At 56.2% G+C, this 19,162-nt stretch carries 18 protein-coding genes; 4 read left to right on the top strand and 14 right to left on the bottom strand.

Translation table 11 applies throughout. The features are described from left to right. Nucleotides 1–242 precede the first annotated feature (242 nt). The 14 genes from ACE418_RS12820 to ACE418_RS12755 form a co-directional block, all read right to left on the bottom strand. Nucleotides 243–2,228: a M13 family metallopeptidase gene (locus ACE418_RS12820; protein WP_416450970.1), complete on the bottom strand. Its 1,986-nt coding sequence runs from the start codon at nt 2,226–2,228 to the stop codon at nt 243–245. 26 nt (nt 2,229–2,254) lie between these two features. Further along, nucleotides 2,255–2,938 (bottom strand): 7-cyano-7-deazaguanine synthase QueC, encoded by a 684-nt coding sequence (gene queC / locus ACE418_RS12815; protein ID WP_416450969.1) that lies wholly within the window; start codon nt 2,936–2,938, stop codon nt 2,255–2,257. Nucleotides 2,939–3,334: 396 nt separating this feature from the next. Beyond that, entirely contained in the window at nt 3,335–4,813 is a 1,479-nt protein-coding gene (locus tag ACE418_RS12810) for an amino acid permease (RefSeq protein WP_416450968.1), read from the bottom strand. 219 nt (nt 4,814–5,032) lie between these two features. Then, nucleotides 5,033–5,638 (bottom strand): nucleotidyltransferase family protein, encoded by a 606-nt coding sequence (locus ACE418_RS12805; protein WP_416450967.1) that lies wholly within the window; start codon nt 5,636–5,638, stop codon nt 5,033–5,035. Further along, on the bottom strand, nt 5,635–6,294 hold the full coding sequence (gene yqeC, locus ACE418_RS12800) for a selenium cofactor biosynthesis protein YqeC (RefSeq protein WP_416450966.1): 660 nt from the start codon (nt 6,292–6,294) through the stop codon (nt 5,635–5,637). The genes ACE418_RS12805 and yqeC overlap by 4 nt, the downstream gene beginning before the upstream one ends. Next, nucleotides 6,291–7,346: an XdhC family protein gene (locus ACE418_RS12795; RefSeq protein WP_416450965.1), complete on the bottom strand. Its 1,056-nt coding sequence runs from the start codon at nt 7,344–7,346 to the stop codon at nt 6,291–6,293. The genes yqeC and ACE418_RS12795 overlap by 4 nt, the downstream gene beginning before the upstream one ends. A 4-nt stretch (nt 7,347–7,350) precedes the next feature. Beyond that, entirely contained in the window at nt 7,351–8,391 is a 1,041-nt protein-coding gene (locus tag ACE418_RS12790) for a sulfate/molybdate ABC transporter ATP-binding protein (protein WP_416450964.1), read from the bottom strand. Beyond that, a complete protein-coding gene (gene modB / locus ACE418_RS12785) occupies nt 8,388–9,059 on the bottom strand; it encodes a molybdate ABC transporter permease subunit (RefSeq protein WP_416450963.1) in 672 nt (223 codons plus the stop codon). The genes ACE418_RS12790 and modB overlap by 4 nt, the downstream gene beginning before the upstream one ends. 12 nt (nt 9,060–9,071) lie before the next feature. Further along, entirely contained in the window at nt 9,072–9,923 is an 852-nt protein-coding gene (gene modA / locus ACE418_RS12780; RefSeq protein ID WP_416450962.1) for a molybdate ABC transporter substrate-binding protein, read from the bottom strand. A gap of 38 nt (nt 9,924–9,961) precedes the next feature. Beyond that, nucleotides 9,962–10,897, bottom strand: a complete 936-nt coding sequence (locus tag ACE418_RS12775; RefSeq protein ID WP_416450961.1) for a molybdopterin-binding protein — start codon at nt 10,895–10,897, stop codon at nt 9,962–9,964. Nucleotides 10,898–10,900: 3 nt separating this feature from the next. Beyond that, entirely contained in the window at nt 10,901–11,878 is a 978-nt protein-coding gene (gene moaA, locus ACE418_RS12770; protein ID WP_416450960.1) for a GTP 3',8-cyclase MoaA, read from the bottom strand. Then, a complete protein-coding gene (gene moaC, locus ACE418_RS12765; protein ID WP_416450959.1) occupies nt 11,868–12,365 on the bottom strand; it encodes a cyclic pyranopterin monophosphate synthase MoaC in 498 nt (165 codons plus the stop codon). Before moaC ends, moaA begins: the two co-directional genes overlap by 11 nt. Before the next feature lie 9 nt (nt 12,366–12,374). Further along, on the bottom strand, nt 12,375–13,394 hold the full coding sequence (locus ACE418_RS12760) for a molybdopterin-binding protein (RefSeq protein ID WP_416450958.1): 1,020 nt from the start codon (nt 13,392–13,394) through the stop codon (nt 12,375–12,377). A 6-nt stretch (nt 13,395–13,400) separates the two neighbouring features. Next, on the bottom strand, nt 13,401–13,778 hold the full coding sequence (locus ACE418_RS12755) for a winged helix-turn-helix domain-containing protein (RefSeq protein ID WP_416450957.1): 378 nt from the start codon (nt 13,776–13,778) through the stop codon (nt 13,401–13,403). Nucleotides 13,779–13,945: 167 nt separating this feature from the next. Between ACE418_RS12755 and ACE418_RS12750 the strand changes: the two genes are divergently transcribed. The 4 genes from ACE418_RS12750 (at nt 13,946) to ACE418_RS12735 (ending at nt 19,065) form a co-directional block, all read left to right on the top strand. Continuing rightward, a complete protein-coding gene (locus ACE418_RS12750; RefSeq protein ID WP_416450956.1) occupies nt 13,946–14,974 on the top strand; it encodes a molybdopterin-guanine dinucleotide biosynthesis protein MobB in 1,029 nt (342 codons plus the stop codon). A 120-nt stretch (nt 14,975–15,094) separates the two neighbouring features. Continuing rightward, on the top strand, nt 15,095–17,287 hold the full coding sequence (gene fdhF, locus ACE418_RS12745) for a formate dehydrogenase subunit alpha (RefSeq protein ID WP_416450955.1): 2,193 nt from the start codon (nt 15,095–15,097) through the stop codon (nt 17,285–17,287). Nucleotides 17,288–17,290: 3 nt separating this feature from the next. After that, complete coding sequence (locus tag ACE418_RS12740; RefSeq protein ID WP_416450954.1) at nt 17,291–17,851, top strand: 4Fe-4S dicluster domain-containing protein; 561 nt, start codon at nt 17,291–17,293, stop codon at nt 17,849–17,851. A gap of 2 nt (nt 17,852–17,853) precedes the next feature. Continuing rightward, on the top strand, nt 17,854–19,065 hold the full coding sequence (locus tag ACE418_RS12735; protein ID WP_416450953.1) for a molybdopterin molybdotransferase MoeA: 1,212 nt from the start codon (nt 17,854–17,856) through the stop codon (nt 19,063–19,065). Nucleotides 19,066–19,162: the final 97 nt, after the last annotated feature.

Here is a 19,162-nt window from a genome sequence, read left to right as displayed (position 1 = left end):
ATTATACCCTAGCCGAGGTGAAAAGGCTAAGACAGAAAAGACATAGGGTGGATTTCGCAGGCATCGAACCTGCGAAATCCATCGCTATTGATGCCCCTACCTAAGAGGAAGGAGTCTTCTGGCGAAACTGGGATAATAAGAACGCGGGCCGCAGGCCGCCGTTCGCAGGCCGCCGCAGCAAGGACAGTCCTACGAACCACGAACTACGAGCCACGAGCCACGAGCCACGAGCCACTAATCCCTCACCACAAATGGACCCGCTTCTGCGGTTCGACATACATGCCGTCACCGGGCTGGATACCATAGGCCGTATAGAAACCATTCGTCGACGACAAGGCGCCGTTGACGCGGGCTTCGCCGGTCGGATGGGGATCATTCTGTACCAGGTAGAGCAGCAGCTGGTCGGTCATCTTGGTCGCAAAGACCGTGGCAAACGTATGATACAAGTCGCGCAGCATCCCTTCGTCGCCATGGGCCAGTTCTGTCGCAACCGAAAGGCCGCCGCAGTCGGCAATGGCTTCGTTGCTGACGAGCTTGCCATTTTCATGGAGCCCCTTGCCGAGGGTATAACTATCGTAATAAGGACCGAAAGCAGCCGATAATTTCTGGAAAGCTTCATAATCTTTCGCCTTCCACCAATTCTTCAAGCGGCCTTCACTGTCGTACTTGCTGCCATTCGGGTCAAAGGCATGAGAAATCTCATGGCCGATGACGACGCCGATACCGCCCAGATTGGCACCGCGCGAAGCCTTGGCATCGTAGAACGGCGGCTGCAGGATGCCGGCCGGGATGGTAATGCTGTTATTTTCCGGAATATAGGCCGCATTGACATCTTGCGGGTCAAAGGCATACCACTTATCGGGATTGAAATTCGTTCCCAACAGCGCATGGACCTGCTGTTTTTCCAGAACGCCGTTGTGCATGACATTGGCCAGCAAATCGCCACCATCCTGCGGAGCTATGACGTCGGGCATACTTTCGATGATCGGTTTGTCATCCGCCGCAGGCCCACCGACAAAGACGCGCAGATGGTCGAGCTTATCGACCGCTTTGGCCCGCGTGGCCGGACTGAGCCAGTCATTGGCTTCCAGCCGCTGCTGATAGACGTCGCGGATTTCGTTTATCATATCCTTCACGTCGTTGATGATGGCTGCCGTGCAGTGATTCTTCATGTAAATCTGGCCGAATTCGTAAGACAGCATATTCTGGACCATGCGGCTTGCCGTTTCCTTGTCATCCCGCGCCTGGGCGATGCCGAAACGCTGGAGGGCATAATTGCGCTGCAGATCACGCAGCTTGATATCCGCACTGGGTGCAAAACCGCTATAGACCTGATAGACAGCATAGCTCTTGAGCAGGTCGAGATTCTTAGGCACATAGAGGGCGTCGAATTGCTGTAAATACTCTGGATTCGATAAGAAGAATTGTTTTTCCTTATTCAGGCCCAGGTTGGTCAGGACCGTCTTACCGCCCATATGGGGCATGAGTTTTTCCAGATTCCCCCGCGACATCAGGCGGTTCTGGACGGTCACGTCATTGCGCTGTTCACTCGTCAGCAAGTGGGGCCCGAAGCCCTTTTCCATAGCGAAGATGGCCTCACTGTGAGCCGCAGCCTGATCCGGTGTTTCCCCGGCTTCCTGAAGGATATGAGCGACGTATTCCCGATAAGCCTTCCAAGCGCCTGGCTGCGGTTCCTTTGCCAATTCGTCTTTCGTAAAGGACGGCGTCACCGTCAAGATGCGCGGCACGTAGCGCAGGCCCGTCGGCAGGCGGTCGACGGTATAGCCGACGAAGACATCCGTCCCGGTCTTGGCACTGACGGCCTGTAAGGCCGCTGTCAATTCCGACAGGGTCTGGGCCTTTTCAATGGGGCCGGTCAGTTCCTGCAGATGAGCACGGGCCGTGGCGTTGCGCTGTTTATTATCAATAGCGCAGGCGTAGAGGTCGGCGATTTTCTGTTCCGGTGTCCCCTTGGCATAGGTGCCCTGCTTAGCCGCGACGGCTTCCAGTTCCTTGCCCAAAGCTTTCTTATTTTCTAAAGACCGTTCGGAAAACCAGGACCACGAAGCCTCAGTCGGCCTGATTTTCTGTGCCGCCAAGGTCTTGCCGTTGACAGCCTGATAAAAATTATCTTTTTCAGACACGGCTTCACTGGCCTGGACAGAGCCAAAAGCCATGAGTGCCAGCAGTACCATCGTCGTCAGCCGCGTCTTTACCTTATATTTCATATATATGTCTCCTCCCGCCTCAATCTTTATGGAAATGCCGGGTCTTTGACCCCATTAGCAGCAAAGGCAGCCGCCCGGTCGCGGCAGGTCCCGCAGACACCGCAGGGCGTATCGCCGCCTTCATAACAGCTCCAAGTCAATGCATAAGGGGCACCGAGCCGCAGGCCTTCCTTGACGACACCGGCTTTATTCCACGATAATAAAGGCGCTTCCAAATGACAGGTCCGGCCTGAACCTTCGTAGATAGCCGTATTCATGGCCGTTTCAAATTCCGGCGTGCAGTCCGGATAAGCCCGGCCCGCGGCATCATCGGCATGGGCGCCGTAATAAATGACTTCTGCCCCGACACTGACGGCGACAGCTGCGGCAAACGATAAGAATAATCCATTGCGGAAAGGCACATACGTATCGACCGTCCCTTCGCCGCCTTTCTTAGCCAGCTGATCTGCATACGATTCATGAGCAATCGCCTTGTGACTGCCCTGCAGGAGCGAACAATCGCTCAAAGAAAAAGCCTGGGACAAATTGACTTCCTGCTGCTGCACCCCATAGTAAGAGGCAACATTGCGGGCCGCTTCCAACTCCTTGGCATGCTTCTGGCCATAATAGGCCGTCAACGCCAACACCTCGTCCTTTTTATATTTCGTCAAAGCCATGGCCAGACACGTCGTAGAATCGACGCCGCCACTGAGCAACACAACACACTTCATGAGGAGCCCCCCTTTATTCATGATAAACTGTTTATAGTATAACACAGAATGAGTGGCTCGTGGTTCGTGGTTCGTGGTTCGTAAAAACCTGCTATTATACCAGAATGTTATTGGGTCCGAATCTCGCAGCGGGCCGCCTTCCAGGACGTCCCCTACGCAGGCCCCAGTCGGGGCATTTTTTTATGAGCTGAGAGTTACTCGAAGCGATGTTGTCAGTTTGAGTTTATCGCGGCAAAGCCGCATCTGAATCCGAGCGAACGGCGGCCTGCAAACAGCGAACTGCATCCTTTCCCATCCGCTAACCACTAACAACTAACTGCTAGCCACTAACAACTTGAAAGGGCTTGTCGTCGTGCGACAAGCCCTTTCGATATTGGTATTGGGTTGGAAAGCGGATTAATGATTAGCCGGATGGCCTTCGTGGACAGCTTGTTCAGCCGGAGCAGCAGCCCCCGGAATGGGAGCGGCATTAAGCTGACCACGGCGTGCCTGGGAAATGATGCTGTGGTTGTAGCCATAGCCGAAGTAAATGGCCAGGCCTAACAAAAGCCATACGACGAAGCGGATCTGTGTAACCAGGGGCAGCATGTAAATGAGGACGCCGCAGAAGGCGATAGCCAGGAGCGGAACCAGGGGAACGAGCGGACATTTGAAGGCGCGTTCCTGGTTCGGGTTCTTCTTGCGAAGGACGATGACCGCAGCCGAAACGATGATGAAGGCACAGAGCGTACCGATATTGGTCATTTCAGCGACGATGTTGATAGGCAGGAAGCCGGCCGTAATAGCCGTGACGACACAGACCAGCAAAGAGCTGCGGGCCGGCGTCTTATATTTCGGATGGACGTGGCCAAAGAATTTCGGCAGCAGGCCATCACGGGACATAACGAAGAGTACACGGCTCTGGCCAAAACTCATGACCAAGAGGACCGAAGTCAGGCCGCAAATAGCGCCGACGGAGATAGCAGCGGCACCCCAATGATAGCCAACGGCCTGGAGGGCAAAGGCAACCGGAGCGGCTGTCGTCTTGAATTCGAGATACGGAACCATCCCTGTGAGGACAGCCGAGACGGCAATATACAAAACCGTACAGATGATGAGCGATAAGATGATGCCGCGGGGCAAATCCTTCTGCGGATTCTTGACTTCTTCAGCTGCCGTGGAAACAGCATCGAAACCGATGTAGGCAAAGAAGATGATCGACGCACCGGCAAAGACACCAGACCAGCCATAGGGCATGAAGGGAACCCAGTTGGCTGCATCGACATGACTGAAGCCTAAAGCCAGGAACAAGGCGACAACGGCCAATTTGATGCCGACGATGATGTTGTTGACAGTCGCACTCTGGCGTACGCCATGGATATTGATGAAGGCGATGACACAGAGGATGAGGACGGCCGGCAGATTGACGATACCGCCATCATACGGAGCCAGCGTCAGGGCTTTCGGTAAAGTGATGCCCAGATTGGTAAGGATATTATTGAAATATCCGGACCAACCAATGGCGACGGCCGATACGGCAAAGGCGTATTCTAGTATCAAGTCCCAGCCGATGACCCAGGCCCAGAATTCACCAAGAGCGACATAGCCATAGGTGTAGGCACTGCCGGCAACCGGGACCATAGCGGCGAATTCAGCATAACACAGGGCGGCACAGCCGCAAGCCAATGCTGCAATGATGAACGAAATGATAAGTGCAGGGCCGGAATAATTGGCAGCGGCAACGCCGGTCAGAACAAAGATACCTGTACCGACAATAGCGCCGATACCGAGCATGGTCAGGCCAAAAGTACCGAGGACGCGGTTCATGCCGCCGTCTTGTTTCGTTTCCGAAATAAATTCACTGATACTTTTGGTTCTAAAGATGTGTTTCGTCATAGAACCTCTCCCCTTATGATTGTAAAGTATCGTTGACTCCCCTATGGATTGACCAGACAGTCAATCGTTCAACTGCCTTTTATTATACTCGTTCATTTTAATTTGTAAAGGTTTTATCCTAAATTAATTGTATTTTTATATTTAAAATTAAAAATAACAAAAATATATTTAATCAAAAAGTTTAGATAAACTATAATATTAATGTTCTTAAATCATACTCTATTTATCCAGCGCTTTATTTAAAAAGATTAAATCATTCTGGTAATCTATGTCAAATAATTCGCTTTTTTTCTTAGGATAATAGACCCAGGTCCGAGGACTCTTCAGAAACTGACGGCCTCCCGTATCGCCGCGCAGGGCCAAGAGTCCCGGTCCATAAGGGCGGCGGAAAATGGCAGGACTACAGCGCCGCTCGCCGTTATGCATGCAGCCCAAGGCGGCACCAGAGGCCAGGAACTGCTGCAGGAAGTCGGTAATCGTCTCTGCCGTCAGCAAGGGCTGGTCTGCCGGGAAAAAGGCCCAGGCGTCGGCTTCGCCGTGTGCTTGGACGGCACATCGCAAAGACGCAGCCATGCCTTCTTCCGCCTGGCTGTTCCATAAGACTTCGACGCCCGGCGTTCGACAGGCCGAGGCAATAGCCGCATGGGCCGTCACGACGGTCACCTGGCAGTCGATACCGGAACATGGCAAAAAAGCCTGTGCCGCCTGGCACAGGCTTTTCATTCCATACGTATATAAAGGACGGCCATGAACGAGCGCTTCCAATTTATGGCTGCCAAAACGGCGGCCGAAGCCGGACGCCATCAAGACTAACTGTATCTTCACTTCGTCTCCCTCATTTCTACTGGATAGGTCGTCAATATTCCTGGCCGGGACAGGACGCTCAAAATCCGTTTTCCCGCCTGCTGCCGCTGTTCATCGTCGGCCTGGTTGAGGACGACGGTCGTCATGTCTTTCCAGTCTCCAATGCGAGACAGACAACCTGCTTCCACGATATAGGCCAATAGGCGTTCGGTCACGACGGCTTCCGGATTGAGATGCAATAATTCCCAGCGGAAACAGACGTCCTTAACGATCCGTCCCAAAGCCGACAGGCCAGCCAGGCAGTATACGCTGCTACTGTTGGCCGGGATGACCGGTTCATGGGTGCCCATAACCTTCAAAGGCAGGCGCCGCGAGCCGTCGCCTTCGACGAGGACGATATCAGCAGCCTGGCACAAACGGAAGTAAACGGCCTCGCCGGGCCAGGTGATTTTCCCGTCCGTCCCTTCCCGACCGACGACGACGATGCCAGCGCGCTGCCACTGGGCCTGCCAGCCTATCGGCAAATCGGCCGCTACAAACCAGTCAGCAGGCCGTTTCATATGGGTCGTCGTCACGATAGCCACGCGACGGCCGGCGTTCCGTTCCTGCCGGGCTCTGGCAAAAATGCTGGTCGTCTTGCCGCCGGCGCCGATATAGGTATATACCTTAGCCATCATGGTTTGCGGTAGCGGCTCTTTTCCCGCCCTTCCCGCTTGGCCCGGACGGCAATGAGTTCGGCAGCGATGCTGATGGCGATTTCCGCCGGCGTCACGGCCGAAATAGCCAGGCCGATGGGCGCGTGACAGGCATCGATTTCGGCAGCCGTAAATCCGTCAGCCATGAGCTTTTCTTTGACAAAAGCTAGTTTGCGCCGGCTGCCGATGACACCAAGGTAATAAGGCTTGATGGCCAGCATCTGGCGCTGGACGTCGTAGTCGCCGACGTGGCCGCGGGTCATGATGCAGACGTAGTCGTCCGGCGTCACGCCGAGGTCTGCCGGAAGGGCTTCATAATCAGCTTGGTAAACAGCATCGGCCTGGGGAAACAGCGCCGGATCGGCAAATTCTGCCCGGTCGTCGACGACGATACAGGAAAAATCAATGCTGGCCAAAACCGGAACCAGGGCCTGCGACACGTGACCGCCGCCGAAGATAAAGACCCGGCCCGGATAAGCCAACGGTTCGCTGTACCAGCGCCGCTGGCCAGCTACAGCCATACCGGCTACATTTTGGCGGCACCAGGCTGCATCGACGGCCTGCAGAGCCGTCATCTGCCCGCAGCCCACTACGTTTCCGTCCTGGACCAGGGCCATGCCCCAATGGCCTTCATCGCTGACATCAAATGCCAGCCACGAAGCCACCTTTTGGCGTAAAGCCTGCCGGATGGCATCTACCAGCTCCAGAAGGCCCGGCATGGACGGGTCGAGGTACTGACAGAATACCGTCAATTCACCGCCGCAGGCCGCGTTGATGTCCTCTTCCTCATTAGGATGGAGGATGAGCCGGCGAAAAGTCGACTGGCGGTTCTCCAGGCATTGCCGGCCAGCCTGAATGGCCAGGTATTCCTGATAACCGCCGCCGACCGTACCGGCCGTCGTCCCATCGGCAAAGACGGCCTGATGGCTGCCGATACCGCGGGGCGTCGAGCCCTGGCTGGCGACGACGGTCAGCAGGACAGCAGGCTGGCCAGCCTGCAAGGTTTCATATAATCGGGTATAGAAAGCTTCCATAATATCACCTGTATAAGAGTAAAATAGCCCGCCCATCGACACCGAGGCGGTCCGGCAGGGAAGCCGGCCGATCCGTTTTGGCAAAACGCCACCAAATATCCGGCGTCCCGTCGGCCTGATGAGTATAACGGAACTTGACGATCCATTCAAAGGGCTGTTCAATTTCTTCGGTCACGACGATGGGCTGGGCATTTTCGCCATTGCCGCCGCAAAAAGCGTGACCGCGGATGCCGATAGCACAGAGGTCATCGCCAACAGGCCGTCCCGTCCGCAGCGTAACCTGCCATGACGGGACGAAGACGGCATCCGGACCTGCTTTGCGGGCCGCTGCGATATTCTTGCATCCCGTCAGGACGGCGGCTGCCCGCGACTGGGGATCGGCAAAGAGTTCCTTTGTCGGCGCACAGGCTGACACGCGGCCATCGTCGAGGACGGCAATGGCCTGACAGAGCTGATAAGCTTCATCGCGGCTATGTGTCACCAGGACGACGTCTTTCGGGAATTGCTGCAGCAAATCCTTGAGTTCGGTCATGACTTTCTCTTTTAAATAACTGTCCAGGGCGCTAAAGGGTTCATCGAGGAGCAGGATATCCGGCTCATTGACCAGGATACGGGCCAAGGCCACGCGCTGCTGCTGGCCGCCGGACAATTCAGCTGGCTTCTGTTTCTCCAGTCCCGTCAAATTCAGGCGTTCCATCATGGAACGGACCTGCTGGCGGGCGTCCGCCTTGGACGAAGCCGAGCGGACGCCGCAACGGATGTTGTCTTCGACGGTCATGTTGGGGAATAAAGCATAATGCTGGAATAAATAACCTACGCGCCGCTGCGGGACAGGAACGTCAATACGGCGCTCACTATCGAACAGGGTCCTCGTCCCGACGACGACTTTCCCGGCATCGGGCTTTTCGATACCGGCAATACACTGCAGCGTCTTGCTCTTACCGCAGCCCGAAGCGCCGAGCAGGCCGAGGATGCCGCCCTGGTGACGAAGCTTCACATCCAGCGTAAAAGAGCCCCAATCCTTATGGACGTCGATATCGATCATGCCGGACGCCTCCTTTCACGACTGCGTTTTTCAAAGAGATTGACCGTCAGCAGGACGACGGCACTGATGGCGATATTGACCAGGACCCAGATGAAGGCACTATATTCGTCATTGGTCCGCCACAGCTGGTAGACCGTCGTCGAGATAGTCGCCGTATTCCCGGGGATATAGCCGATGAGCATACTCGTCGCCCCGTATTCGCCCAGGGCTCGGGCAAAGGCCAGGACCGTCCCGGCAATGATGCCCTGCTTGCAGTAAGGCATGCGGATATGCCAGAAGATGAACGTATCCGACAAGCCCAAGGTCTTGCCGCTCCAGGCCAGTGTCTCATCGAAACTTTCAAAAGCCCCGCGGGCCGTGCGGTACATGAGGGGAAAGGCGACGACGGCCGAAGCCAGGATGCCGCCGTACCAGGTCATGACGAAGCGGATGCCCACGTCGTTGAGAAAGATGCCGACAGGATGCTTGAGTCCAAATACCAGGAGCAGCAGCCAGCCGCAGACCGTCGGCGGCAGGACCAGGGGCAGTGTCAAGACGACATCGAGGAGCCCTTTGAGGACCCGCGGCAGACGGGCGACGTAATACGCCAGGGCAATGCCGCTAAAGAAGACGAGGACGCAGGAAATGGCGGCAATGCGCAGGCTGTTCCAAAGAGGATACCAGTCCATAGCCAGCCTTCCTTAGCCGACCGGGCTGAATCCGACGCTCTGGAAAATCTTCATCGCTTCTTCGCCTTTGAGGTAGTTGAGGAAATCCTGGGCTTCCTGCTGATGTTTACTGTTCTTCATGACAGCAGCCGGGTAAATGACCTGACCGCACATGTCTTTCGTCGCTTCATCGACGGGTTTCAATTTGGCACTGAAGGCATCGGTCGCATAGATGACGCCGCAGTCAGCACTGCCTTCACTGACCTGGGTCGTTACTTCTTTGACGTTCGAGCCGTAAGTGATATGGCCGGCCTGGGCGATGGCCTGTTCATCGAGGTTGTAGAATTTCAGGATTTTCTGTGTATACTGGCCGACAGGGACATCGCTGTTGCCCATGACCAGGCGGATGGAACCGTCTTTCAGCTTCGCTGCCATATCATTGAAATTCTGGATGCCCTTAGGATTGCCTTCCGGTGTGACCAGGACGACCTTGTTTTCCAACAGGTCGATGCGGCTGTCGCTCTTGACGAAGTCCAGCTTATCCGGATTGGCTTTCGCATCTTTCGAGGCATCGAGCTGATTCATCTGCTTCTGAGCGGCCGAAATGAAGAGGTCACAGTCAGCCCCGTTCTGGATCTGTGTCTTCAGTGTCCCCGACGAATCGAAATTAAAGGAAATTTCAACATTCGGATGTTCTTTCTGATACTGCGCCGCAATCTGGTTCATCGTTTCCGTCATGCTGGCTGCGGCGAAGACCGTCAGATGGACTTTATCACCGTTTCCGGCAGCCTTGTCGTCTTTCTTGTCCGACCCACATCCGGCCAGGGCAAAGGCCAATGTCCCGGCCAACACAGCCGCTACTACTTTCTTCCATGTCATCATCATACATCTCCTTCACATAAAGTAAATAAGTTTATATGTATTTACTTGCGGGCGCAATCCTGGGTTTCGCCGCGCAGTAAATCTAAGCCATGGGGAATCGTATCCAGGAAGACGTCCATACATTCCTGACAGGCCTTGGGACTGCCGGGCAAATTGATGATCAGCGTCTTCTTGCGGATGACACTGACCGCCCGGGACAACATGGCCCGCGGCGTAATCTGCATGGACGCAGACCGGATGGCTTCAGCAATGCCCGGTGCCTGCCGGTCCGCCACGGCCAGAGTCGCTTCCGGCGTGACATCGCGCGGGCCAAAGCCGGTACCGCCCGTCGTCAAGATGAGGTCTGCCTGGCGCTGGTCGGCCAGCCGGCAGAGCTGTTGTTCCAGTGGCCCTTTGCCATCAGGCAGGAGCAGCTGTTCGATGACTTCAAAGCCGGCCTGTTCCAGCCGCCGGGCAATGACAGGGCCGCTGGCATCTTTGCGCAGGCCTTGGCTGCCCTTGTCCGACAAGGTAATGACGGCAGCCTGATAAGGCCGTTTCCCTTCCCGCGGTACTTCTGTCATGACGTCGCCTGGGCGGATGATGCCGCCTTCCAGGACGCGGGCGAAAACGCCTTCCCTGGGCATGATGCAATCGCCGACGGCTTCATAGACGGCACAATGATTGTGACATTCCTTGCCGATCTGGGTCATTTCCAAGAGGACGTCGCCACAGCGCAGCAGCGTCCCTACCGGCAGGGCTGAAAAATGGAAGCCGTCGACGACGAGATTCTCACCAAAAGCACCGAATTCCACCTTGCCGCCACGGCGGCGGAAGGCCTCGATGCTTTCCAATCCCAGCAGGCTGACCTGGCGGTGCCAGTGTTCAGCATGGGCGTCCCCTTCGATGCCCCAGTTCACTATGAATTTCCCTTCCGGCACGGCCTGCTTGGCAATGCCGCGGATGGTGCTAATGCAAACAGCATGTACTTTCCCCATTTTTTATCCTCCGATCTGATTCATCGTCTTATGTTCACTGATACGATTCTGTTCGGCAAAACAATGCTTCGCCGGTTTTTCATAAATAGCCTCAGCCATGACGCGCTGTAAATCCTGGTCAATTTCATCAGCCCCTTTGCCGCTGCGGACGATGGCCCGCAAATCGACGCCGTCGTCATAACAGAGACAGGGCTTCAAAAAGCCCGTACTCGTCAGGCGCAGGCGGTTGCAGGACGAGCAGAAGCCATGGGTATTGGCCGCGATGAAGCCGATACGGCCTTGCAGGAACTGGCTCCGATAATAGGAAGCCGGGCCGTTCCCCCGCCTTTCATCGGTAGCTGCCAAGTCAGGATAAGACCGGCGCAGGATGATCAGTGCCTCTTCTTCGGTCAGGCCTTTCAATGTCGTCCCATAGCCGATGGGCATGAGCTCAATGAAGCGCACGTCGACGGGAAACTTCCGGGCCAATGCGGCTAACGGCAGAATCTGGTCCTTCGTCTCTGCCAGCAGCACGGCGTTTACTTTGACGTTTACACCGGAAGCTGCAGCCGCTTCTAAAGCCGCCAGGACGACGGACAGCTGGCCACCACCGGTCAACTCAGCATATTGAACGGCATCGAGGCTGTCCAGGCTGATGTTGATGCCGTCGATGCCCATGCGTACCAAATCCGGCAACGCGTCCGACAAGAGCAGGCCATTCGTCGTCAAGGTCACAGAGCGGACGCCTTCCATCGCCTTGAGGGCCTGCATGAAAGGCACGGCCCCTTTGCGCACCAGCGGCTCGCCACCGGTAATCTTGAAGCGGTTGATGCCGAGTGCCAAAGCGGCGCGGCAGATGAGCTGCATTTCTTCATAGCGCAGGACAGCCTCATGGCCGACGCTGGCCAGGGCTTCGGGCATGCAGTAACGGCAGCGCAGGTTACAGCGGTCCGTCAGGGACAGGCGCAGGTAGTCGATGGTCCGCCCCCATTTATCCTTCATGGTGCTCCCCTCCGTCATATTGGAAATGGCCGCTCTTGCCGCCGATTTTTTCGACCAGATGAATATCTTTGATACACATGCGCTTATCGACAGCCTTGCACATGTCGTAGACCGTCAGCAGGGCCACCGATACACCCGTCAGGGCTTCCATTTCAACGCCCGTCTTACCGTCGCATTTAACAGTGCAGCGGCCTTCGATTTCACAAGTATCGTCGTGGAAGATAAATTCGACGCCGCATTGGGTCAAATTGAGAATGTGACAGAGCGGGATGAGGTCGCTGGTCCGCTTGGTCCCCATAATACCGGCAATACGGGCCACGCCGAGGACATCCCCTTTTTTTACGGCGCCGGCTTTGACGGCTTCATAGCACTCACGGCTCATGGAAATGCGGCCGCAGGCGATGGCCGTCCGAGCGGTCACGGCTTTACCACTGACGTCAACCATGACAGCGTCGCCATTGTTGTCAATGTGTGTAAACGGGTTCACCAGGATCACCTACTTTCCAAATCCACAGTTCGGGAAGGTACAGACGGGACAGCCAAGGCATAAGCCGCCTTCGCCGAGGCCGGCCAGGTCATCGGCCGTCACAGGGACATCGGCCATGAGCGACGGCAGGATAAGGTCGAAAATCGTCCGCTTCGCATACATGACACAGCCCGGCAGGCCGACGACAGGACGACCATCCTCCGTATAGGCCAGAAGGAACATGGCACCGGGCAGGACCGGCGCCCCATAGGATACGATACGGGCACCCGTATTCTTGATGGCCAGCGGAGTCTGGTCATCAGGGTCGACGCTCATGCCGCCCGTGCAAAAAACCATATCCATGCCTTGAGCCAGCATATCCTGGATAGCCGCTGTAATGGCAGCCGGGTCATCGGCCAGGGTCGTATGCATGGCCATGACGGCACCGTATTCAGCCAGCTTGTTTTCGATAACTGGCGTAAAGGTATCTTCAATGCGGCCATGGAAAACCTCATTGCCCGTCGTGACGACGCCGGCTTTCTTGTTACCGAAAGGATGGACGTCGAGGAGCGGCGCCGTCCCGGCGGCTTTCTGCGCAGCAGCCATCTTATCCTTCTTGATGACCAGGGGGATGATGCGCGTACCGGCTAATTTATCGCCCTTGCGGACTGGGAATCCGCCATGGCGGGTAGCGATCATCATGTCGCCCAGGGAGTTGACGGCTTTCAGGCCATCCCGGCGTACCGTCAGGACACCGTCGCAGTCAGCGATGAGCTCGATCTTTCCTTCTTTCGGCGCACTGCCGTGCATATGAGCTCCCATACAGATGTCGCGCAGGATAGCTGCTGCTTCATCTTCATGGAACAAGGTATCATCTTTTTCCCAAATATAGACGTGATCCTTGCCGACAGACAAGAGGACCGGGATGTCTTCTTCCGCAATGACATGGCCCTTGCGGAAAACAGGACCTTTGGTGACACCGCGGATGATCTGCGTGATATCGTGGCAGAGGACATGGCCAACAGCGTCTTCGGTTTTCATCATTTTCATACTCATCTATCCTTCCATTTTTTGTAATTTATGCAGTTCATCGTCATTGAACCATTGCCGGAACTGGCGGTCTGCTATGTCGTGCAGGACTTCGTTCATCTGCTCATACCGGGCCAGGATGATTTCGGCCTGACGGGTCAGGACGGACCGGCCGCCGTCTTTGCCGCCGACATACCGGCGTATGAGGGGAAAGCCCCAGATTTTTTCAGCATTGCGCATGACGGTCCAGGCTTTGGAATAAGACATAGCCATATCCCGGGCTGCGCCCTGCAGGGAACCGTGACGGCGGACTCCCTCCAGCAGTTCGGCCACACCGGGACCGAAAGCCCGCTTATCACCCATGAGGCACAGCGTCACCTTGCAGTGCAGTTTCCCTTCCGCCATGGACACACCTCCTTCAAGCGTTATTCGCGCTTACAAATAACGAATCTACTAAACTCATTATACATGAAACTCTGTTAGCTGGCCATACTTTTTTTGTAATTAGCTATCTGCCTGCGGTAGTCATGCTATAATATACTCATTATATAAATATAAAAGGATGTGATAGAATGTCAAAAACATTTCGCCCTTTATCGCTGGGGCTGATTATCCTGGCCGGCGGTCATAGTACCCGCATGGGCCGCGATAAGGCAGCTCTGCCCTGGCACGATACGGATTTGCTGACGGATCTTCTTTTGCGCAGCCAGGCCTATCCCTTTGCAGAGCGCTTACTTTCCATCAACCGTCCTTATGAATCGTCCCATTTACCTGCTAAATTAGCCCGCACGGTCCGCTCCGTCGTAGACAACTATCCCGACTGCGGCCCCTTAGGCGGGATGGAGGCGGCCCTGTACAGCGGCGGCTGTGACTTTTATCTGGTCTTATCCGTCGACCTGCCCTTTTACGATTTCTCTCCCGTCCCGGATTTGGTTAAATTACTCCGGCGCCAGGCCGGCCTGCAGGCTATCATCCCCAGGACAGAAAATGGCCAGGATCAGCCCCTGGCAGCCTTGTACAGCCGCCAGCTCCTGCCGGCCATTACGGACCACCTGCAAAAGGGCAATTACCGCCTGCGCAGCCTGTACCAAGACGTGCCGGCAGCCTATGTCGATGAAACATTCCGTTCGGCCTTATATTTCAATATCAATACGCCTGAAGCCTATGAAGCCGCCAAAGGCCGCGATATCAACAGCCGCCGCCAGGTTCCGGTCGTCACCCTGACAGCACCGAGCTCCGGCGATGGCAAGACGACAGCCGCCGCAGCGGCTATTGCCGAATTGACGCTGCGCGGCTATCAAGTCGCCTATATCAAGAGCAGCCATCACACCGTGGCCCGCCGCAAGATTGGCTCCGACACAGACCGGGCCCGCAAAGCTGGTGCCGTTTCCGTCTGTCTCTGCGGCCCGGCCGACTATCCCATGGGGACGCGGAAAGAAGATTATCTCCTGACCCTGGCCCAGCAGCAGCTGGCCGACCTGGTCCTCGTCGAAAGCCGCAGCCACGGCCCGTTCCCGCAGCTCGACGTGACCCAGGCAGATGACAGCCGGCTGGTCAATGACATCTTATTCCTCACAGGTTACCGCTCGTCGGCGATATAAGCAGTTTGTTCTTTTCTGTCTTGCACCTCACCGAAATAAGTCCTACACTGAACCTAGTAAAGCATACCCCGTCCGTGGTATACTAAAAGTCTCCAGTTTATGTAAAAGTGAGGTGTTACTATGTGTGCCTATAAAAAAATAGACACCGTCTGTCCCTATTGCGGCACAGGCTGTGTCATCACCTGCACGGTCGATACGGAAAAAAACCAGGTCATCGAAGCCAAAGGCTCGCCGCGCGGTGTCAATAACGAAGGCCGGCTCTGTTTGAAAGGGCTCTACGGCTGGGACTATCTGAATGACCCTCAGATTCTGACCAAGCGCATCCGCCAGCCGATGATCCGCAAAAACGGCAAGGGCACGCCCCTCGTCGAAGTATCGTGGCAGGAAGCCATCGAATACGCAGCGACCCGCCTCAAGGCCATCATCAAGGAATACGGCCCGGACGCCGTCATGGGCGCCGGTTCGGCCCGCGGTCCCGGCAATGAGGCCGCCTATATTACGCAAAAATTCATGCGCGCCGTCGTCGGCACGAACAACGTCGACCACTGCGCCCGCATTTGACACGCTCCATCGGTTACCGGACTCGGTGAGTCCGTCGGTGAAGGTGCTATGTCTTTCAGCGTTCCCGAACTCGAAGACGCAGAAGTCATCTTCGATATCGGTTATAACGCGCCGGTCTCGCATCCCCTCGTCGCCCGCCGCATCGTCCGGGCCAAGAAGAAGGGCTGCAAGATCATCTGTGTCGATCCGCGCCTGACTGAAACGGGCCGTATCGCCACCATTTACCTGCCCATCAAGGGCGGCACGAACATGCTCTTCCTCAACGCCATGGCTCATGTCATGGTCACCGAGGACCTGGTCGACCACGATTTCATCGAAAAGCATACGACAGGCTTTGCCGACTATGCCAAAGAAGTGGCCCAGGATAAATACGCGCCGGAAGCCGTCGCCGCGGCCACCCATCTCAATCCCGACGACATCCGCCGGGCAGCGCGCCTGTTCGCTTCGTCCAAACACACGATGACCCTCTGGGGTATGGGCATCACCCAGTTCTCACAAGGCGTCGAATGTGTCATCGCCTGCTCCAATCTAAGCCTCATGACCGGCAACTATGGCCATTACGCCACCGGCGTCGGCCCGGTCCGCGGCCAGAACAACGTCCAGGGGACCTGTGACATGGGCGTCCTGCCCAATCAGTACCCTGGCTACCAGGACGTCACGGACGATGAAATCCGTCATAAATTCGAAAAGGCCTGGGGCGTCGCCCTGCCATCCCACGTCGGCCTGCCCCTGACCTATGTGCCGGACAAAGTCCTGCGCGAACCAGACCCGAAGAAGCGTATCCACGCCTATTACATCATCGGTGAAGACCCGGCCCAATCCGATCCGGACCTGCCGGAAATCCGCCGTACCCTGGCGGCCATCGACCTGGTCATCGTTCAGGATATCTTCTTCAACAAGACCTGTGAATATGCTGATGTCATCTTCCCGGCTACGGCCTGGGGCGAACACAACGCCGTCTATTCGTCGTGCGACCGCCGTTTCCAGCGCGTCCGCAAGCTCATCGAACCGCAGCCTGGCTGCAAGACAGACTGGGAAATCCTCTGCCTCATGGCAACAGCTATGGGCTACCCCATGCATTACGACAATACCGAACAGATTTGGGACGAAATGCGGTCCCTCTGTCCGAAATTCGCCGGCGCCAGCTACGAAAAAATGGTCGAAAACCGCGGCATCCAATGGCCCTGCACAGAAGACAGCCCGGACGATACGGGAACGCAATATCTCCATAAAGGCGCCCATTTCGCCACGGCTGATGGCAAAGGCCACTTCTATTACTATCCCTGGACCCCGGCGAAAGAGCTGGAAAGTCCGGAATATCCCCTGTCCCTGTCGACAGTCCGCGAAGTCGGCCACTACTCGGTCCGCACCATGACCGGCAACTGCCGCCTCCTGGCCGACCTGGCCGATGAACCAGGCTATATCCAGATGAATCCCGAAGACTGCCAGGAATTGGGCATCTCCGATGGCGACCTGGTCCGCGTCGTTTCCAAACGGGGTCATACCATTACCCGCTGCCGGGAAACAGACCGCGTCTCGAAAGGGGCAACGTATATGACCTACCAGTGGTGGGTCGGCGCCTGCAACGAACTGACATCGGCTGCCCTGGACCCCAAGAGCCATACACCGGAATTTAAATACTGTGCCTGCCGCGTCGAAAAAATCGAAGACCAGAAACAGGCTGAACTCGATGTGAAGGCCCAATATACAGCCATCCGCAGCCGCATGGGCATCGAAGTAAAGGAGGTGTAAACGATGTTTAAACATGTCAAGACAGACCCTGAACTCTGTATCGGCTGCAAGACCTGCATGGCTGCCTGCGTAGCCAGCCATACGGGCAAGGCGCTCTTTGCCCTCAAGCCCCAAAGCTTTGACTTTACGCCGCGGGTCCACGTCGTTTACACGTCAAAAGTCACGAAGGCCGTCCAATGTCAGCAGTGCCCGAAACCGCGCTGTATGGAAGCCTGTCCCTTCCACTGTATTTCACTGGGACCAGACTCGGTCGTCATCGATGAAGATGCCTGCCGGGGCTGCGGGAAATGCTCCCGTGAATGTCCTTTCCAGGCTATCAATATGACCAAGATTTACCACGGTGATACAAAAGGCCGGCCCTTCCGCATCGTCGCTTATAAATGCGACCTCTGCGCCCACACAGAAACGGGAGAACCGGCTTGTATCCCAGCCTGCCCGACAGAAGCCCTGAGCCTTTTCGACCCGGCCGTCGCCGCCGCCCAGCGGGCTAAATTGAAAGCACAAAAAGAAGCCGCCAAAGCACAGGCAGCTTATGAAAAAGCATTGAAAAAAGGAAAACCATAACTATGGAAATCGTTACGATTACCGAAGCAAGGCGCCGTCTCGACGGCGCCTTGCCTTCCTATGACGCGAAAATAGAATACGTCACACCGGACCAGGCCCTGGGCCGCATCACAGCTAAAGACATAGCAGCAGCCTGCGACTATCCGCCATACCGCAAATCGCCGTTCGACGGCTATGCCATCCACAGCCATAGTGGAAACACGTATGAAGTCATCGCCACCATCGGCGCCGGCATCGTCTATGACGGTCCCGTTGCAGCCGGCCAGGCCGTGCGCCTCATGACGGGCTGCGCCGTCCCGGATGACTGCGATACCGTCATCCCCCAGGAATACGTCGAACGCCAGGAAACCCGTATCGAGGTGACCGAAGCCATCCCTCCGGGCAGCAACATCATCCCCAAAGGCGAAGAATGCCGCGCCGGCGCTGTCATCATCCCGGCCGGGACGAAACTAACAGCCGGAGCCCTGTCCGTCGCCGTCGGTCTGGGGAACAATCACCTTCCCGTCTATGCTAAGACGAAGGTCCTCTTCCTGACGTCAGGGCGGGAACTGGTTATGCCCGGCGAAGTGCGGCACCATGGCCAGATTTACAACTCCAACGCCTATCTCTTCAAGCCCTTATTGGAACACTACGGAGGCGAAGTCACTTTTTACCACGTATCGGACGGCCCGGAACAATTCGAAGCAGAAATAGCGGCTGTCCGCCGCCTGGCCAGGGACAAAGACCTCATCGTCAGCACCGGCGGCGTCTCCGTCGGCCTCTACGATACGATGCCCCAGATTTACGCAGCCCTCGGCGCCACACAGCTCTATGATCGCATCACCATGCGGCCCGGTTCGGCTTCCTATGGCGGCGTCATCGACGATAACGGCCATAAGACGCTCATCCTCGGCCTGTCCGGCAATCCTTCGGCGTCGTTCAACGCCTTCCACCTGCTGGCCGTCCCCATCCTGCGCCGCCTCAACGGCGAAAGGAACTGCGAATTTTCTGTCATCAAATGCCATCTGGGCGGCCCGATTCACAAGCAGAACCCCGTCGACCGCTTCGTCCAGGGCCGCCTGACCTATGAACAGGGCCAGCCCGTCTTCACACCCAATACAACCTTGACGTCCAGTGCCCTGCTGGGCCTCGCCCACACCAACGCCCTGGCGTATATAAAAAAAGGAACGCCCCCATTACCAAAAGGCGCTCCCATCGAAGTCATATTCCTTTGAACCTCTCCCGCTTATAGAATCGGGAGATTCTTGAGAAGGTTGCTGTTTAAGTTTCCTCCTGAAATCAGGATAGCCTTATTCTCAAAGGGCTGTCCAA

The organism is Megasphaera jansseni (genome assembly GCF_047974155.1).
Taxonomy (GTDB): domain Bacteria; phylum Bacillota; class Negativicutes; order Veillonellales; family Megasphaeraceae; genus Megasphaera.
Note: the sequence above shows the minus strand (reverse complement) of the source record. Positions and strands in the feature narration are given on the sequence as shown.

What these genes read in the sequence shown, in the direction of transcription:
- ACE418_RS12820 (WP_416450970.1), bottom strand. Translation starts at nt 2,228, where the DNA reads ATGAAATATAAGGTAAAGACGCGGCTGACGACGATGGTACTGCTGGCA.
- queC (WP_416450969.1), bottom strand. Translation starts at nt 2,938, where the DNA reads ATGAAGTGTGTTGTGTTGCTCAGTGGCGGCGTCGATTCTACGACGTGT.
- ACE418_RS12810 (WP_416450968.1), bottom strand. Translation starts at nt 4,813, where the DNA reads ATGACGAAACACATCTTTAGAACCAAAAGTATCAGTGAATTTATTTCG.
- yqeC (WP_416450966.1), bottom strand. Translation starts at nt 6,294, where the DNA reads ATGATGGCTAAGGTATATACCTATATCGGCGCCGGCGGCAAGACGACC.
- ACE418_RS12795 (WP_416450965.1), bottom strand. Translation starts at nt 7,346, where the DNA reads ATGGAAGCTTTCTATACCCGATTATATGAAACCTTGCAGGCTGGCCAG.
- ACE418_RS12790 (WP_416450964.1), bottom strand. Translation starts at nt 8,391, where the DNA reads ATGATCGATATCGACGTCCATAAGGATTGGGGCTCTTTTACGCTGGAT.
- modB (WP_416450963.1), bottom strand. Translation starts at nt 9,059, where the DNA reads ATGGACTGGTATCCTCTTTGGAACAGCCTGCGCATTGCCGCCATTTCC.
- modA (WP_416450962.1), bottom strand. Translation starts at nt 9,923, where the DNA reads ATGATGATGACATGGAAGAAAGTAGTAGCGGCTGTGTTGGCCGGGACA.
- ACE418_RS12775 (WP_416450961.1), bottom strand. Translation starts at nt 10,897, where the DNA reads ATGGGGAAAGTACATGCTGTTTGCATTAGCACCATCCGCGGCATTGCC.
- moaA (WP_416450960.1), bottom strand. Translation starts at nt 11,878, where the DNA reads ATGAAGGATAAATGGGGGCGGACCATCGACTACCTGCGCCTGTCCCTG.
- ACE418_RS12760 (WP_416450958.1), bottom strand. Translation starts at nt 13,394, where the DNA reads ATGAAAATGATGAAAACCGAAGACGCTGTTGGCCATGTCCTCTGCCAC.
- ACE418_RS12755 (WP_416450957.1), bottom strand. Translation starts at nt 13,778, where the DNA reads ATGGCGGAAGGGAAACTGCACTGCAAGGTGACGCTGTGCCTCATGGGT.
- ACE418_RS12750 (WP_416450956.1), top strand. Translation starts at nt 13,946, where the DNA reads ATGTCAAAAACATTTCGCCCTTTATCGCTGGGGCTGATTATCCTGGCC.
- ACE418_RS12740 (WP_416450954.1), top strand. Translation starts at nt 17,291, where the DNA reads ATGTTTAAACATGTCAAGACAGACCCTGAACTCTGTATCGGCTGCAAG.
- ACE418_RS12735 (WP_416450953.1), top strand. Translation starts at nt 17,854, where the DNA reads ATGGAAATCGTTACGATTACCGAAGCAAGGCGCCGTCTCGACGGCGCC.